The following is a 16586-nucleotide window of genomic DNA, read 5'->3' as shown; positions in this document are numbered from 1 at the left end:
TTTTAGTTGCTCCAAGAAGAGAATTCGTGTATGATGATTGTAGAAAAAATAACAATCTTAGACTCGGTAATGACAACCGATGCTGTGAGTGATGAGGAGGACAATTCATGAGAGGATTAGACACACCGGTACGCGAAATGCGCCGGAAGGTTTTTGAAGAAATTGCGCGTGTGGCTTACCATTCAACACCGGAGAGCCTAAACGCAGATATCGAGGCTATCCCATACCGCCTGGTAAATGAAGATACGGAAAATTACAGAGAGAGAGTCTATCGAATCCGTTCTATGGTAAGTGAGCAAGTGCGTCTGGCAATGGGGATGTCCCTGCGTCCGGAAGATAAGCCGGTTCATCTCACAGCGGGGATTGAGGAGAGTAATATTTCAGATAAATACTATGAGCCGCCGTTGATGCAGGTCATTCCTTCTGCTTGTTCTGCCTGTGAAGAGAATAAATACGAAGTAAGTAATCAGTGTAAAGGCTGCTTTGCCCATCCTTGTAAAGAAGTATGCCCGAAAGGAGCAATTTCAATGGTCAATGGAAAATCCTACATTGACCAGTCAAAATGTATTAAATGTGGAAAATGCAAAGCGCATTGTCCATATGATGCTATCGCAAAAAAAGAACGCCCATGTCAAAGAGCATGCGGAGTGAATGCAATCAGTTCAGATGTGTTTGGACGTGCCCATATTGATACAGATAAATGTGTTTCCTGTGGGATGTGTATGGTAAGTTGTCCGTTTGGAGCGATTTCTGATAAATCTCAGATTTTTCAGCTGATTCGCTGTCTGAAAGAGGGCGGTGAAGTTGTTGCGGAGATCGCACCGGCATTTGTTGGACAGTTTGGACCTTATATTAATCCGAGAAATATTAAAGCAGCATTGCAGGAGCTGGGATTTTCTCAAGTGTATGAAGTAGCTTTAGGAGCGGATATTGGTGCGATTTCAGAAGCACATCACTATGTGAATGAAGTTGTAACAGGAAATCTGCCATTTCTTTTGACATCTTGCTGCCCATCGTGGTCAATGTTGACAAAGAAATATTTCCCGGATCTTGTAGACCGGGTATCACAGGAGTTGACGCCGATGGTAGCTACGGCGCGGACGATTAAGCAGGAACATCCAAATGCAAAAGTTGTATTTATCGGTCCGTGTGCGGCAAAGAAATTAGAAGCAATGCGAACTACGGTGCGGAGCGATGTGGATTTTGTCATTACATTTGAAGAGCTGCAGGCAATGTTTGATGCGAAAGATATTGATCTCTCACAGTTTGAAGCAGAGTCTTCTTTCCATGACGCTACAGGAGCAGGGCGCGGATATGCAGCAGCAGGAGGTGTTGCGGCTGCAATCGAAAAATGTATTAATGAATACTATCCGGACGTAGAAGTGCATATTGAACATGCAGAAGGACTTGCAGAGTGCAAAAAGGTACTTGCACTTGCAAAAGCAGGTAAAATGAACGGCTGTTTGATTGAAGGAATGGCTTGTCCGGGAGGATGTATTGGCGGCGCTGGAACTAATATTGAAATTCCAAAAGCGAAAAAAGCATTGAAAGATTTTGTTTCCAGATCTTCCAAACAGCTTCCTGCAAAAGAATTAGAAGAAATTGAATTAAAATAATCATAAACAAATAGAAACACATCCGAGCTGGTTTCCAAAAGGAATTTTAGCTGCGGATGTGTTTTTTTACTTAGCTAGAAGATCATCTATCAGATTCAGAATATGTTCCTGCTGTTTTCCGGTCAAACCGGTAAATTTATCGGCAAGTTCTTTTGAAAGGAAAGGATTTTCTACCGTTTCATCAAAAAAATCCTTTGGATGAACATTTAGAAAATCACAGATATAGAAAAAAGAAGTCATAGAAGGAAGTGCTTTCTGATTCTCTATTTTATTAATGTAACTTTCGCTTTGACCGAGTGAAAGGCTCATATCCCGGGCAGATATGCCTTGTTCTGTTCTTAGCTGTGATAACCTTTTGTAAAATAAGGCTAAATGATCCATTTGAATGCTCCTTTCAAGATTTATTTGGAAAAATATTCCATATTTTTTTGTTTCATTAGAATTATAATCCTTGAAAAGAAGAAAATAGAGAATTTTACACTTGAAATTTATAAAAATAGAGTGTGTAATCCTATATATTTAAAAGTGCATAGAAAATATCTATATATTTATTCAAAAAAACGATTTGACGGATATGAAAAAGACAGATATTATCAATTTTGAACAAAGAACTTATTATTACCAAATTAGGGTTTTAAAACAAATAGAAAAATGTAGTGTCTGAAAGGAATTAAAAGAAGAAATGAGTAAAAGTAAGTTGTCTTTAAGAGGAGTTCAACATTGTTATACTTCAGCAGAGGGCGAAGTGACAAAAGCAATTGAGAACATTGACTTAGAAGTAGAGAAGGGAGAATTTTTAGCAATTGTCGGTGCAAGTGGATGTGGAAAAAGTACATTACTTAATATTATGTGTGGAATGTTTCCACCCACGAGAGGAGAAGTATTGATTGATGGAGAATCTGTTGAAAAAGGAAACCATAAAATAGGATATATTTCACAAACAGATACTTTATTGCCGTGGAGAAAGATAGAATCTAATGTTGCGCTTGGATTAGAAATTGAAGGTATGAAAAAAACAGAACGTATCCAGAAAGCAAGAGAGTTGATGAAAGCAAGTGGACTTCAGGGATTTGAGAAAAAATATCCATTTGAACTGTCAGGAGGTATGCGAAAGCGAGTAGTTATTATTCGTGCATTAGCACAAAACCCAGATATTATTTATATGGATGAACCTTTTGGACCGCTAGATGTGTTTACGAGAGAAAAATTACAGGCTGAAATATTAAAAATGTGGGCGGAAAGAAAAAACACAATTATTTATATTACTCATGATATTGCCGAAGCGATCACATTAGCAGATCGAATTGTACTTTTGAGTAATCGTCCATCGAAAATAAAAGCAGAGTATCGCGTAGAAATGCCAAGACCGAGAAATATTGAGGAATGTAAATATAATCCGAAGTTCTTGCAATTAGAAAGGCAGATTTGGGAAGATATAAAAGATGAGTTATCATTTGATGAAATTGGTGGAAGTGAGGAAACTATCAATGGATAAAACGAAATTAAAATCGAGGATTATTTTAATTATTTCTTTAGTTATGCTTGTAATTGTCTGGCAAATTCTGTCGGATAAAGGTCTTATTAATCAATTGTTTTTTAGTTCACCCAAAGCAGTTTGGAAGGACTTGAAAGAAATGTTTATGACGGGATATATTTTTCCGCATTTGAAAGTTACACTTTATGCGGCTTTTTGTGGATTATTTTACGGAATCTTATTTGGAACAGTGACTGCATTTGTGATTGGAAATAATAAAATATTAGTAAATATTTTAGAACCGATTTTTGTCGGGATTCATGGGTTGCCATTGCTGGCATTAGGACCACTATTTGTGGTCTGGTTTGGAATCGGTATTAAGTCAAAAATATTTATGGCAATGATCAATGTATTTTTCTTAGTATTTTTTAATGTGTATGCAGGTTTTAAGGATGTTGATATACAGTTAATTAATACATTAAAACTTATGAGAGCATCTCGGTTTCAGATTTTAACAAAAGTTGTTATGCCATCGTGTATTCCGTGGCTTTTAGCTAGTTTAAAAGCAGGAGTAGGTGCGGCAATGCTCGGAGCAATTGTAGGAGAATATCTGGGAGCTTCAGCCGGATTGGGCTGGGTAATTCAAACTGCAGGAGGTTATTACAATATAACACGAGTGATTTCATGTGTATTACTGCTTATGACAATTATGTTTATTTTGGATGCAATTGTAAAGAGGATTGATAAGTTGGCATTAAAGTGGAGGCCAACTGTCGATAGATAAACAAAACACAAGAAAGTGGAGGAAACAGTAATGAAGAGAAAAGTTTTAGCAGTGATGCTTGCGGCAGCTATGTCTGTTGGTCTGCTCGCAGGATGCGGCGGAGAAGAGAAAAAAGTAGAAGAGCCGAAAGCAGAAACACAGACACAAGATCAGGAGAAAGAGAAAAAAGAATTAACAAAAATCTCTGTTTGTGAACCGACAAGAGGAATTTTGTGGGCACCGGTATATGTAGCAAAAGCTTTGGGATATTTTGAAGAAGAAGGTTTAGATGTAGAAATTACAACAGTACAGAGTGATATGCCAACAGCCCCGGTATTGGCGGATGAAGCTCAGTTTGGCTTATATGGGCCGGAAATGATTTGCAAATTTGTTGCAGAAGGACAAGATACAGAACTTATTTATACATGTACAGATACATATCCATATTCTTTCTTTTTGGGAAAAGATGTTACTTCTGTAAAAGATTTAAAAGGGAAAAATGTCAATGGGGCAGATAGTGGTTCGTCTCCGAGAGCTTTTGTAAGAAGTATTATTAGTAATGAAGGAATGAATCCAGATAGTGATGTTACTTATGTAAATATGAAGAATAGTGCTGTTATTGCAGCATTAGAAAATGGAGAAATTTCTGCTACTTATGCTTCTCCGGAATTGCGGGCTCAGCTTATTGAGGCAGGCTATGATGTTTCTGTAGATATCTATGATAAAGAAGTTCATAAAGAACTTTTAGATTCTGAAAGTTATGAAATGTATATCGTATTTGGAAAGAAAAGTTATATTGAAAAAAATCCGGAAATTACACAATCATTTGTGAATGCATGTTATAAAGGGGCACAGTATCTAGAAGAGAGCAACACAGAAGAAATTGTGACCACACTAAAAGAATTGTTTGCAGAAAACGGAATGTTGGAAAATGCTGTGAAAGAGTGCAAAGAAAACGGTATCTGGTCTGTAGATGGAATTTTTTCTGATAGTGGAGTCGATGCTATCAATAGAATGGCAATGGATTCAAAGCTGATTACGGAACCGGTGGCAAAAGAAGATTTAGTTGATGAATCGTTTGCGTTAAAAGCTGCTGAGAATGTAAAATAGTTATAAAATCCATAGAGGAAGAACGGTAAGAGATCGCTCCATGTTAATACGGAGTGATCTCTTTTGTAGTTGTTATCAAGATAAATAGTTTATTTTAGCAAAGAGGGGTATGCCATGGATGAAATGAAAAAAATTGCGAACGGTATCATTGAAGGTGAAGAAGATGTGGTAGTAGAGACTGTAACACAGCTATTAAAAGAGGGGATTTCACCACTTGATATTTTGGATCAGGCGTTGATACCGGGAATTGAAAAAGTAGGAGAACTTTATCAGGAAGGAGAATACTTTATTCCAGAGTTATTATTTGGCTTAGAGACAATGAATCAGGGGATGAATGTAATTTTGCCTTATATTAAAACTGAAGACACACAAAAATATGGTACAGTTGTGATTGGAACTGTTCAGGGAGATACACATGATATTGGAAAAAATATTGTTGCATCACTGTTAGACGCATCGGGATTTAAAGTAATTGACCTTGGGCATGATGTTGCACCGGAAGCATTTGTAGAAGCGGTCAGAAAAGAACATGCGGATATTGTTGCAATGTCAGCTCTTTTGACCTCTACAATGAGTTTTATGGGAAAAACGATTGAATTGCTTCGGACGGAGAATTTGCGCAAGTCTGTTAAAGTAATCATTGGCGGTGCAGTTATTACAGAAGAATTCAAAGAAAAGATAGGAGCAGATGCTTTTGCAAAAACGGCAATGGAAACTGTAAAAATTGCAAAGGAATATAGTGAAGAAAGGTAGATGGAATATGGCAGAGCAAACGATGAGAGAATTGGTTAAAAAAACATTATCTTTAGAGAAGACAGGACATATTCCTGTGATTTTGACGGCAGCAGCATTTGCAGCAGCACAGAGTCAGTGTACTGCAGAGGAATATGCAAATAATCCGAAAGTTTATGTAAAAGCTAATATAGAAACGCGTAGAAAATTTGGATATGACGCTAATATCACACAGGTATTTCAAGGAGTGGTAGAAGAAATGGGGAAAGGCCTGATTGATAGAAGTGGTAAGGTTTCTGTTAATGGAGAACGTACTGTGTTGACAGAAAAAGATATCGATAAATTGCATCCATACAATATTAATGAATGTGAATCTTTGCAGAAGATTATTCAGCAGGTAAAACTTTTCAGACAGTCGGATCCGGATTACCCGATTATGGTCATTGCCGATAACCCATCTATGTCAGCGGCCGCATTGATGGATGGAGCTAACTTCTATTTATCGCTCATTAAAAATAAAAACTTCATCCACAGAGTAACAGAACTGCTTATAGATCCGATTGCAGAAAGCATTGAGCGGATTGTTGCGGCAGGATGTGATATTATCTGGCTTCCAATGCCAACACTAGGGGGAACATGCATGTCAAAAAAACATTATGTTGAAATGTGTCTTCCATATAATAAACGTTTTATCCAACGTCTCAAAAAAACCGGAGCATCCATTATTTTACATACTTGTGGAAATTGGAATGATAGATTTGATGTTGCGACAGAAGAAGGTGCAGATGGACTGCATGTTTCAGAGGCAGATCTTGGATATTTAAAGAAAGAATATGGAAGCAAAGTTGCGCTTATGGGACAAGTTCCGGCAGCATTTACAATGTTGATGAAGACTGCAGAAGAAGTTTATCAGGAAGGACTGGAACAATGTCTGACAGCAGCAGAAAACGGTGGCTTTATTTTAAGTGCTGATTGTGGTCTTCCGGGAAATGTTCCGCCAGAAAATATACATGCACTAATTCGGGCGGCGCGAGATGCGGAGAAGATTTTGGGAGGTAATTGCTAGGCAGATAATAAAACGACATCAAGGAAAAGGCGTTTCGGAATAGGGTATTACCTGACAGGAAACGCCTTGTTTTTATCAGGAAGCAGAGTAAGGATTTTGTTTCCGGAAAAAGTATGTTAGAATGAAAATAGTGAATTGCAGGAAAAGAGGAAAAAATCATGGAGCAAAGGAAGCATATAGATATTTACCGAGGAGAAGAATTCCTATATACAGCATATCCAAAGAAAAGAGACTGCTATGTAAAGTTAAAAGAATATGTGGAACAAGAACCAGCTCCTATGGGAAAAATCTGTGCGCTTTATGGGATTCGGAGAACTGGAAAAACAGTTATGATGCGGCAATGTATTGCTGAAATGCCGGAAAAACAAAAGAAACAAAGTGTATATTTACTTTGTAAGACAGGTTGTGATATGTATCAGCTGCAATTTACATTAAACGAATTAATTCGTCAGGAAGGTATGAAAAATATATTCATTGATGAGATCACAGAGTTGGAAGATTTTCAAGTGTATGGCAATGCATTATCTGATGGGTATCCAATTCTTGGAGCAAGAATTATTGTGGCCGGAGCAGATTCTTTAGAAATTGGGTTGGCAGAAATGAATATTTTATATGATCGGGTAGAAGAAATTCATACCTCCCATGTGTCTTATGCAGAATTCTCAAGGCTGCTTGGCGGAAAAAGTCTTGATGAGTATATAGAGTTTGGAGGGACATTGACCGACAGTTCATATAAAACAAAACAATCGAGAGATCAATATTTGAATTCTGCAATTGTCAATAATATACTACATTCACTGGAAAAAAATGAAGAAGTAAGGAAACATAGGACAGTTTTGACGGAGCTGTATGATCAGGATGAATTAGTATTTGTTATCAATAAGATGATTAACAAATTCAGTTATCAGATTACAGTGAGGGCAATTCAAAAATATTTTAAAAGTGCGCCGCTGTATTCTACATTGAATAATACGAGAAATTCGGATGTCATTGATGGACTGGCAGTGGAAGATGTAAACTGGGTGATAGGAAAAGCTTTGCATGTAAAAGACCGTGAAGAAATGACAACAGTGTTTCGGGAAAATGATTTGGAAGAGTTGAAATTTTATTTAAAAGAATTGGATCTTTTTTGGGAAATTCCGTGTTATCGTTCCTGGAGACATGGAGGGAAAGAGAATCCGTTGGAAATCATTCTGCAGCCGGGGATGGTATACGCACAGGCAGCTGCGCTGACAGAAATTTTGTCCAAAGATGAATATTGGAATGTGTCTTGTCAGATTGAAAACCAGAATGAATTTAAAAAGAGGGCAGATCATTTTGTAAAAGGAATCCTGTTGGAAAATATTTTGTTATCAGAAACATATCTATGGTTACAGGAAGTAGACGCAAAAGAATATTATGTGTCTCAATTGAGTGTATTATTGCCGGAAATTAAGAAAACTGCTGAGGCAGATATGCTGATTTTGGATCAGAAACATCAAGAAGTTCATTTATTTGAAATCAAACATTCTGATAGAATTGTAGAAGAACAGACAAGACATTTGAGAAATGAACTATTTTTAAATTATATCCGGGAAAACTTTGGAGAAGTTAAAAGCAGATCCGTCATTTATCTTGGAGGGGATCAAAAAGTGGAAAATCCTTCAGGAGAGATTTCATATTGGAATGCAGAGAAATTTCTGGAACGAGTTCACAAGATGCATGTGGAAAAGAAAGTTGATTTTGCGGAATTGCTTTTTGCCAGAACAGAAAGAAAATAAAAATTGCGAGAAACCGTATGGGAAATTTGCAAATGAAATTATTAAAATTTCCCATATAGTTTTCAGAAAAAGCTGTTTAATAAGTAGTGACAGATGAAAAAAATGTAAATAAGTTAAAAAAAGAGTTGATTTTTTGGAAAAAATGTGTTAGATTGATTATAGCTTAAATATGGATCGGTTGAAAGATATGGAAGAGACTATATATTAGCGCCGAAGGTGAAAAAACTCTCAGGCAAAAGGACCATATCCGGACGATACTCTGGAAAGGCAGCAGAAGCAGATTGGCAGCTGTTTCGGCTGGACCGAAGAGGGGAAATCTTTCAGGTAAAAGGACAGAGCACAACGATTGAGGCGACAAGAGCCGATATGTCTGTGTGCTATTTTTTTATTTCCAATTATGTTGTGTTACAACACCCCTCCTTTGAGAATGCACACAGACGCACAATCGGTATAAGAATCGTTGAAGCTGACAGGAAGAATCTTTCCTGTCTTTTTTTCTGCGTTGACAAATGGAAAGCGCATCTTTATAATTTATACATAGTGTGAGCTAACATCTAAAGAGTAAATAGAGCAATTAGGAGGAAAACCATGAAAAACTATGGCGTAAATGAATTAAGAAAAATGTTCCTTGAATTTTTTGAGAGCAAGGAACATCTTGCATTAAAGAGTTTTTCACTGGTGCCGCATAATGATAAAAGTCTTCTTTTGATTAATTCAGGTATGGCACCAATGAAACCGTATTTTACAGGGCAGGAAATTCCGCCGAAGAGACGTGTGACAACATGTCAGAAGTGCATTCGTACAGGTGATATTGAAAATGTAGGAAAGACAGCTCGTCACGGTACATTTTTTGAGATGCTTGGAAACTTTTCTTTTGGTGATTATTTTAAAAAAGAAGCGATTCGCTGGTCATGGGAGTTTTTGACAGAAGTAGTAGGACTTGATCCGAACCGCCTGTATCCGTCTATCTATGAGAATGACGAGGAAGCTTTCCATATCTGGCATGATGAGATGGGAATTCCGGAAGAACGAATTTTTCGTTTTGGGAAAGAAGATAATTTCTGGGAACATGGTTCCGGTCCGTGTGGTCCATGTTCAGAAATCTATTATGACCGCGGTGAGAAATATGGCTGTGGAAGTCCGGATTGTACAGTAGGATGCGAATGTGATCGTTACATGGAAATCTGGAACAACGTTTTTACGCAGTTCGAGAGCGATGGAAAAGGAAATTATAGTGAACTGGAACAGAAAAACATTGATACAGGAATGGGATTAGAGCGTCTTGCTTCAATTGTTCAGGATGTAGATTCTATTTTTGATGTCGATACATTAAAGGCGTTGAGAGATCATATCTGCCGCCTTGCTGAGAAAGAATATGGACAGAATGATCAGTATGATGTTTCTATTCGCGTTGTAACAGACCATATACGTTCCGTTACTTTTATGATTTCTGACGGAATTATGCCTTCCAATGAAGGAAGAGGCTATGTGCTTCGCCGTCTTTTGAGACGTGCATGTCGTCATGGAAGACTACTTGGAATCGAAGGACAGTTTCTTCCGGGACTGGCAGAGACTGTGATTGCAGGATCTAAAGATGGATATCCGGAATTAGAAGAGAAGCGAGAATTTATTTTAAACGTAATTGCGAAAGAAGAAGAACAGTTTAATAAGACGATTGACCAGGGACTTGGAATTCTTCAGGAGATTGAGAAGGAAATGCAGCAAAAGGGTGCAAAAGAACTGTCCGGAGACGATGCTTTTAAGCTTTACGATACGTATGGATTCCCGCTTGATCTGACAAAAGAAATTATGGAAGAAAAGGGATATACCGTTGATGAAGAAGGCTTCCAGAAATGTATGCAGGTTCAGCGTGAAACAGCTCGTGCAGCCAGAGGGGTAACAAACTACATGGGTGCCGATGCAACTGTGTATGAACAGATTGATCCAAGTATCACTTCCAAATTTGTAGGATATGACCAATTTGCATATGAATCTAAAATTACAGTCATGACAACGGATACAGAAGTTACAGATGCTCTTTCTGACGGGGAACATGGAACTATTTTCGTGGAAGAGACACCGTTTTATGCGACAAGCGGTGGTCAGGAAGCAGACACAGGTGTGATTACATGTGCAGACGGTGAATTTGTTGTAGAAGATACAAAGAAACTGCTTGGTGGTAAGATCGGACATATCGGTTATATGAAGAACGGTATGATGAAGACTGGAGATCAGGTAACACTTACGATCGACACAGAGAAAAGAGGTCTGTCAGCAAGAAACCACAGTGCAACACATTTGCTTCAGAAAGCGCTGCGTACAGTACTTGGAACACATGTGGAGCAGGCGGGATCTTTGAATAATGACCATAGACTGCGTTTTGACTTTACACATTTTTCTGCGATGACAAAAGAAGAACTGGAAAGAACAGAAGCGATTGTAAATGAAGCAATTGCTGCGGCATATCCGGTAGAATGTGTGAACATGCCTATTGAGGAAGCGAGAAAGACAGGGGCTCAGGCATTGTTTGGCGAGAAATATGGAGATGTAGTCCGTGTAGTCAGCATGGGAGACTTCTCAAGGGAATTTTGTGGCGGAACCCATGTGAAGAATACGAATGAGATTGGAGCGTTTAAGATCCTTTCCGAGACAGGAGTGGCAGCGGGAGTCCGCAGAATCGAGGCGTTGACAAGCAAAGGACTTCTGGCATATTATGCAGATCTGGAAGCGAAGATGCATGAAGCTGCGAAGCTCCTGAAAGCATCTCCGGAGACATTGGGAGAAAAGATTTCACATCTTCAGGCAGAGAATAAAGAATTGAGAAGTGAAGTAGAGAGCCTGAAGAGTAAGTTAGCGAAAGATGCAATGGGCGATGTTATGAATCAGGTAAAAGAAATTGCAGGAACGAAGCTCCTTGCTGTGAAATTAGAAGGCGTTGATATGAATGGTCTTCGTGATCTTGGTGATCAGCTAAAAGAAAAATTAGGTGAAGGTGTTGTTGTGATTGCATCAGATGCGGGTGAAAAAGTGAATCTGATGGTAACTGCCACAGAAGCTGCAGTAAAAGCAGGTGCACATGCTGGAAATCTTATTAAAGCGATTGCCGGTCTTGTGGGCGGCGGAGGCGGCGGACGCCCGAATATGGCTCAGGCAGGAGGAAAGAATCCGGCTGGAATAGATGCTGCTCTTGCAAAAGCAGAAGAGGTACTGGCAGAACAGCTTGCATAGAATCAGACATAAAATATTATAAGGAAATAAGTAAGATCCCGAAGCTTCTTAAGAGGAGAGAAGCTTCGGGATCTTTATGCAATATACAAAATGATATTGAATTATCAAAGAATATTTATAAGGAAAGAACTTCTTTCACAAGTTCAGACTGACTTGCAACTTCGCTTTCGATATAACTTTCCAAAAAGGCTTTCATACTGTTTTTACTGTAGCGGTTACCATGAATGATCTGTCCTAACCGACGAACAGTTTTTTCAACAGTGTCATTTACAAGAATATAGTCATACTGAGCCGCACAAAGAATCTCTTCTTGGGCAATCAGGAGACGTTCTTCTAATTCCTCTTGTGTCTCAGTGTTGCGGTTGCGAATACGTTCTTCCAATTCGTCCCATGTAGGTGGAACAATGAAAATCAATGTTGCATCCGGGCAGAGGGAACGAATCTTCATGGCTCCGGAAACATCTACATTGAGGATGACATTATGTCCGGCAGCGCGTGCTTCCTCGACAGCTTTGCGAGGAGTACCATATCCGTTGCGATTATAATATCCGTATTCCAACATCTGACGTGAACGGATCATACGATCGAATTCCAAGTGAGAAAGGAAGTAATAGTCTTTGCCATCTACTTCGTTCTCGTGAGGAGCTCTTGTTGTTACCGCAGTACATCTTGTTGCATTTGGATGTTCTTTTAAGTACTGATTAATAATTGTTCTCTTTCCAACACCGCTTGGACCGGAAATTACGATCAACTGTCCTTCTTCTGCGATTTTATCAAAATAATTTTTTTCTGTGCTCATCATTATCAGCCGCCTTTCGTACTAGAGTTGTTGTATTCATAATATTATTATATACGCTGCGAAATTGAAACACAATAAAAGATATTTTATTAACATGAAAGATTATTTGTTAACAAGTAGATAAAAAGTTTTTTGCTTTTTCTGGAAGTTTCTCAAAAGAAACAGTTGACGAACAGAAAAAATATGGTATAATTCTATTAGTGCAAAAAAATACCCGAACAGTCGTATGCTGCACAATATAGGGCTGGAGGGAGGTTAGGTGTGAGACTATGTCAAATGTAATCGTAAAAGAGAATGAGACGTTAGATAGCGCTTTAAGAAGATTTAAGAGAAATTGCGCAAAAGCTGGTATCCAGCAGGAGATTCGTAAAAGAGAACATTACGAGAAACCAAGCGTAAGACGTAAGAAAAAATCTGAAGCTGCAAGAAAACGTAAATATAACTAATTTTAATATGTGCAAATTAAGTGGAGTGTTGACAAAACACTCCATTTTTACTATCATACAATACATTGGAGAAGAGAAAATGTGGTGGGATAAGGTAATTTTTGGAATGGATTCTTACCAGGTTGTCTGGTGGTTCTTAACATACAGCATACTTGGTTGGGCGGTAGAATCTCTGTACATGTCTTTTTGTAATAGGAAATTAACAAACAGAGGATTTGCCAAAGGGCCATTTTGTCCGATCTATGGTGTCGGGGCGTTAACAGTCTATTTTTTACTTCGAAGATATGAAAGCAATACATTGTTGCTATTTATTTATGGCTCTGTTTTGGCTACTACACTGGAATTTCTGACTGCATTGCTGATGCTGCGGATTTTTGGGGATTTCTGGTGGGACTATAAAGAAAAACCGTTCAATTACAAAGGGATTCTCTGCGTGGAGAGCTCGATTGCCTGGGGATTCTATACAGTATTTTTATTTGGATTTTTGCAAAAAATGGTCGTTTCTTTTGTGAAGGGGATTCCACTCTCTTTTGGAAAAGTTGCCGGAAGTATTTTGATACTTTTGTTTCTTGGAGATTTTCTGCATAGTTTCTATGAAGAAAAGAAAGATGTGCTTCCCGAATGGAAAAAGATGCTGACAGAAAGATTCAGGGGATAACATGTTTGGTTATATTATTGTTAATAAGCCGGAAATGAAAATAAAAGATTTTGAGATGTATTATGCCTATTATTGTGGACTGTGCCAGTCATTAAAAGAACGTTATGGGATGATAGGACAAACGACACTCTCTTACGATATGACATTTCTTCATATCCTATTGACGGCACTTTATGAGCCGGAAGTAGAGAAGAAGATGGTGCGTTGTATTGCACATCCGTTTGCGAAACACCCGGCAAGAATAAGCGAATATACGGCATATGCAGCAGATATGAATATCATTCTTACTTATTATAAATGTAAGGATGATTGGAATGATGACAAAAATATGAGAAAACTGCTCTATGGAAAGATGCTGAATCAAAAGGGGAAAAATCTGCGGATATCATATGAGGAAAAACTCCGGAAGATTGAGAGTTGCCTAAAAGAAATATCTGCTGAAGAGGCAAAAGGTACATTAGAAGCAGAGCAGATGGCAGGAAAATTTGGTGAAGTAATGGCTGAGATTTTCGCATATCGCAAAGATGAGTGGGAGAAAAGCCTTAGAAAAATCGGATTTTATTTAGGAAAGTTTATCTATTTGCTTGATGCGTATGAGGATATTGAGAAAGATTTAGAAAATGGAAGTTATAACCCATTTCGGGAAGAATGGAAACGTGAAGACTTCAGAGAACACACGAAGATGATGTTGACTATGATGATGGCAGAGTGTTCGGCAGAATTTGAACGGCTGCCCATTCTGGAGCATTTGGATATTTTGAGAAATATTCTTTACTCTGGCGTGTGGTTTCGCTATGAGGCAGTAAATAAAAAGAGATATCAGGATAAGGTGGAAGAAAATGTTTGATCCATACAGCATATTAGGAGTTTCGAGAGATGCTACGGATGAAGAAATAAAAAAAGCATATAGAGGATTGAGCCGGAAATATCATCCGGATGCCAATATTAATAATCCAAATAAAGATGAAGCAGAGCGCAAATTCAAAGAAGTTCAACAGGCATATGAGCAGATCATGAAGGAACGGACGCAAGGTGCCGGAGGCGCAGGAGATTATTCCTATGGAGGAGGCTTCGGAGGATTTGGAAGCTATGGAGGCTTTGGCGGCGGCTATCAGCAGAAAGAAGAGTCTCAGGAATCAGCGTATTTACGCGCAGCTGCAAATTATATTAACAGTGGGCATTATAAAGAAGCTTTGAATGTGCTTGGACAGTTGAAGGACAGAGATGCCAGATGGTATTATTACAGTGCCATTGCCAATTCAGGGGCGGGCAATAATGTACTTGCGCTGGAACATGCCAGACAGGCATCGCAGATGGACCCGGGGAATTGGGAGTATCAATCACTCGTACAGCGTTTGGAATCAGGAAGCAGTTGGTATCGCGGTATGCAGAACCCTTATGGTTCTACCGTTATGGGTGGTGGAGATTGCTGTATGAAGCTCTGTCTTGCCAATATTATTTGTAATTGTTGCTGTGGCGGTGGAATGTGCTGCGGCGTGCCGGGCGGCGGTTATTATATTTAAGGTGTAAATAGTGATTTTTCAAAGAAGTATTAAAAAGGAAGGAGCTGTCAGGAAAGAGATAGCTCCAAGCAAGGGCAGATGTGACTCATATCAAGTCACATCTGCCCTTGAATTTTGCTAATCGAAACGGTACTAATCAGCAGATACTGATTCTTCAGATGCGTTAAAAAAGAATAGAAGATTTTAGCGTATTTTTTATGCCGTAAGTATCGGTAAACTCTATTTCGTAAAAAACATTTTCTGTACGATTTGGAATACGCAATTCTAATTCGATTGGAGTATTCAGGTAACTGCGATCGGTATAGACATATTCAGAACCGCCATCCTCGTCGGACGGCATCTGGTCTATTTGCCGAAAAGCCTGTACGGTATCAGAAAGATCAATCGGAAGTTCTGCTAGCGTTTTCTCGCCCTGACGAATTCGAACAATGCCGGTAACCGGATAATTTATAAGAACAGGCAGTGACGAAGTTGTGTCAAAAGCCGCGCCGATACTTATAGTAAATTCTCCTTTTAACGTAAGCGTATTATTTTTGAAACTAATTTCAGGAGTAGAAATGATTTCATGCTGCGGAAGTATTTCTTCTCCAAAATTCTGGTCTTGATATAGTTTTTGTGTTTGAAAAGAGCCGTTATTGGAGATTTTTAAAAACCAGGTCTGTTCTTGATTGAGTTCATCAGGGGAAAGGGCACATTCTGAACGATATACCCCATCAATCAGTTCAGCAGGAAAGGTTCTGGATTCTGATCCGATTGTCAATATAAATTCACCAGTATCCTGTTCCTTGTAAGTTTTTGGAACAGCGCTCATTTGAAAAAGAAATTGATTCGAATCTGAAACTGCATGCTGAAATATAAAGGTATAATCTGATGATAATGTCTGTTCTTCCGGGATAGAGTCTGCATTGTCCGGAGGCAGATAATGATAGTTTACATTGATGGAAGAAATCTTTTTATTCAAATAATACCCGTAAAAACAAAGTCCGATCACAAGAAGTGTGAGGAAAATAACAGTTCCTTTCCAGATAAGCAGAGAATCTTTTTCCCTGAATCGATTGTTTGACGATTCTTTTTCATTAGGTACGGAAGCCGTCGGAGCAGCGCTGGTTTTTGGCGCGCTTAAAAGCTCGGAAAGAGGGATATGATAAATGGAAGCCAGTTCGTGAAGTCGTTCTGTAGATGGAACGGCAGTTCCATTTTCCCATTTGGAAATTGTTTGCCGGGATACCTTCATTAAGTCGGCCAACTGTTCCTGGGAGAGATGATGTTCTTTTCGGAGCTGTTGTAATTTTTCATATAGACGCATATAATCACTCCTTTCTGATGTACTTTTATTGTATCGGAAAAGAAAGAAAAATGCTATCTATTATTGAGTGCAACATGTAATGAATTGGGCGCATAATGAATTTTC

Annotated in this window: 15 protein-coding genes and 1 riboswitch; of the genes, 12 read left to right on the top strand and 3 right to left on the bottom strand. The window is 38.6% G+C overall.

Annotated features, from left to right (window positions below):
• The first annotated feature begins 107 nt into the window (after window positions 1-107).
• On the top strand, window positions 108-1616 hold the full coding sequence (locus tag KFE17_04755; GenBank protein ID QUO33062.1) for a 4Fe-4S dicluster domain-containing protein: 1509 nt from the start codon (window positions 108-110) through the stop codon (window positions 1614-1616).
• Between the two features lie 66 nt (window positions 1617-1682).
• Here the strand turns inward: KFE17_04755 and KFE17_04750 are convergent, their stop codons facing one another.
• A complete protein-coding gene (locus tag KFE17_04750; GenBank protein QUO33061.1) occupies window positions 1683-1997 on the bottom strand; it encodes a helix-turn-helix transcriptional regulator in 315 nt (104 codons plus the stop codon).
• A 301-nt stretch (window positions 1998-2298) separates the two neighbouring features.
• On the opposite strand from KFE17_04750, the gene KFE17_04745 reads away from it, so the two are divergent.
• The 7 genes from KFE17_04745 (at window position 2299) to alaS (ending at window position 11749) form a co-directional block, all read left to right on the top strand.
• Window positions 2299-3111, top strand: coding sequence for an ABC transporter ATP-binding protein (locus KFE17_04745; protein ID QUO33060.1), 813 nt, complete (start codon window positions 2299-2301; stop codon window positions 3109-3111).
• Window positions 3104-3874: an ABC transporter permease gene (locus KFE17_04740; protein QUO33059.1), complete on the top strand. Its 771-nt coding sequence runs from the start codon at window positions 3104-3106 to the stop codon at window positions 3872-3874. Before KFE17_04745 ends, KFE17_04740 begins: the two co-directional genes overlap by 8 nt.
• A 30-nt stretch (window positions 3875-3904) precedes the next feature.
• Window positions 3905-4963, top strand: a complete 1059-nt coding sequence (locus tag KFE17_04735; GenBank protein QUO33058.1) for an ABC transporter substrate-binding protein — start codon at window positions 3905-3907, stop codon at window positions 4961-4963.
• Between the two features lie 114 nt (window positions 4964-5077).
• Window positions 5078-5716: a corrinoid protein gene (locus KFE17_04730; GenBank protein ID QUO33057.1), complete on the top strand. Its 639-nt coding sequence runs from the start codon at window positions 5078-5080 to the stop codon at window positions 5714-5716.
• A 7-nt stretch (window positions 5717-5723) separates the two neighbouring features.
• Entirely contained in the window at window positions 5724-6761 is a 1038-nt protein-coding gene (locus KFE17_04725) for a hypothetical protein (GenBank protein QUO33056.1), read from the top strand.
• Window positions 6762-6919: 158 nt separating this feature from the next.
• Complete coding sequence (locus tag KFE17_04720) at window positions 6920-8521, top strand: AAA family ATPase (protein ID QUO33055.1); 1602 nt, start codon at window positions 6920-6922, stop codon at window positions 8519-8521.
• A 178-nt stretch (window positions 8522-8699) separates the two neighbouring features.
• Window positions 8700-8775: riboswitch (glycine riboswitch) on the top strand.
• A 334-nt stretch (window positions 8776-9109) separates the two neighbouring features.
• Complete coding sequence (gene alaS / locus KFE17_04715; protein ID QUO33054.1) at window positions 9110-11749, top strand: alanine--tRNA ligase; 2640 nt, start codon at window positions 9110-9112, stop codon at window positions 11747-11749.
• A gap of 115 nt (window positions 11750-11864) precedes the next feature.
• Here the strand turns inward: alaS and gmk are convergent, their stop codons facing one another.
• Entirely contained in the window at window positions 11865-12551 is a 687-nt protein-coding gene (gene gmk, locus KFE17_04710; protein ID QUO33053.1) for a guanylate kinase, read from the bottom strand.
• Window positions 12552-12817: 266 nt separating this feature from the next.
• On the opposite strand from gmk, the gene rpsU reads away from it, so the two are divergent.
• From rpsU to KFE17_04690, 4 genes are all read left to right on the top strand, one after another.
• Window positions 12818-12994 carry a 30S ribosomal protein S21 gene (gene rpsU, locus KFE17_04705; GenBank protein QUO33052.1) on the top strand — a complete coding sequence of 59 codons (177 nt, stop codon included), beginning with the start codon at window positions 12818-12820 and terminating at the stop codon, window positions 12992-12994.
• Between the two features lie 79 nt (window positions 12995-13073).
• Window positions 13074-13652 (top strand): putative ABC transporter permease, encoded by a 579-nt coding sequence (locus KFE17_04700; GenBank protein QUO33051.1) that lies wholly within the window; start codon window positions 13074-13076, stop codon window positions 13650-13652.
• Between the two features lies 1 nt (window position 13653).
• Window positions 13654-14499: a hypothetical protein gene (locus KFE17_04695; GenBank protein ID QUO33050.1), complete on the top strand. Its 846-nt coding sequence runs from the start codon at window positions 13654-13656 to the stop codon at window positions 14497-14499.
• Window positions 14477-15175, top strand: a complete 699-nt coding sequence (locus KFE17_04690; GenBank protein QUO33620.1) for a J domain-containing protein — start codon at window positions 14477-14479, stop codon at window positions 15173-15175. The genes KFE17_04695 and KFE17_04690 overlap by 23 nt, the downstream gene beginning before the upstream one ends.
• Window positions 15176-15338: 163 nt before the next feature.
• Here the strand turns inward: KFE17_04690 and KFE17_04685 are convergent, their stop codons facing one another.
• Window positions 15339-16481 carry a helix-turn-helix transcriptional regulator gene (locus KFE17_04685; GenBank protein ID QUO33049.1) on the bottom strand — a complete coding sequence of 381 codons (1143 nt, stop codon included), beginning with the start codon at window positions 16479-16481 and terminating at the stop codon, window positions 15339-15341.
• Window positions 16482-16586: the final 105 nt, after the last annotated feature.

This window comes from Faecalicatena sp. Marseille-Q4148 (genome assembly GCA_018228665.1).
Taxonomy (GTDB): Bacteria; Bacillota; Clostridia; order Lachnospirales; family Lachnospiraceae; genus UBA9414.
Note: the sequence above shows the minus strand (reverse complement) of the source record. Positions and strands in the feature narration are given on the sequence as shown.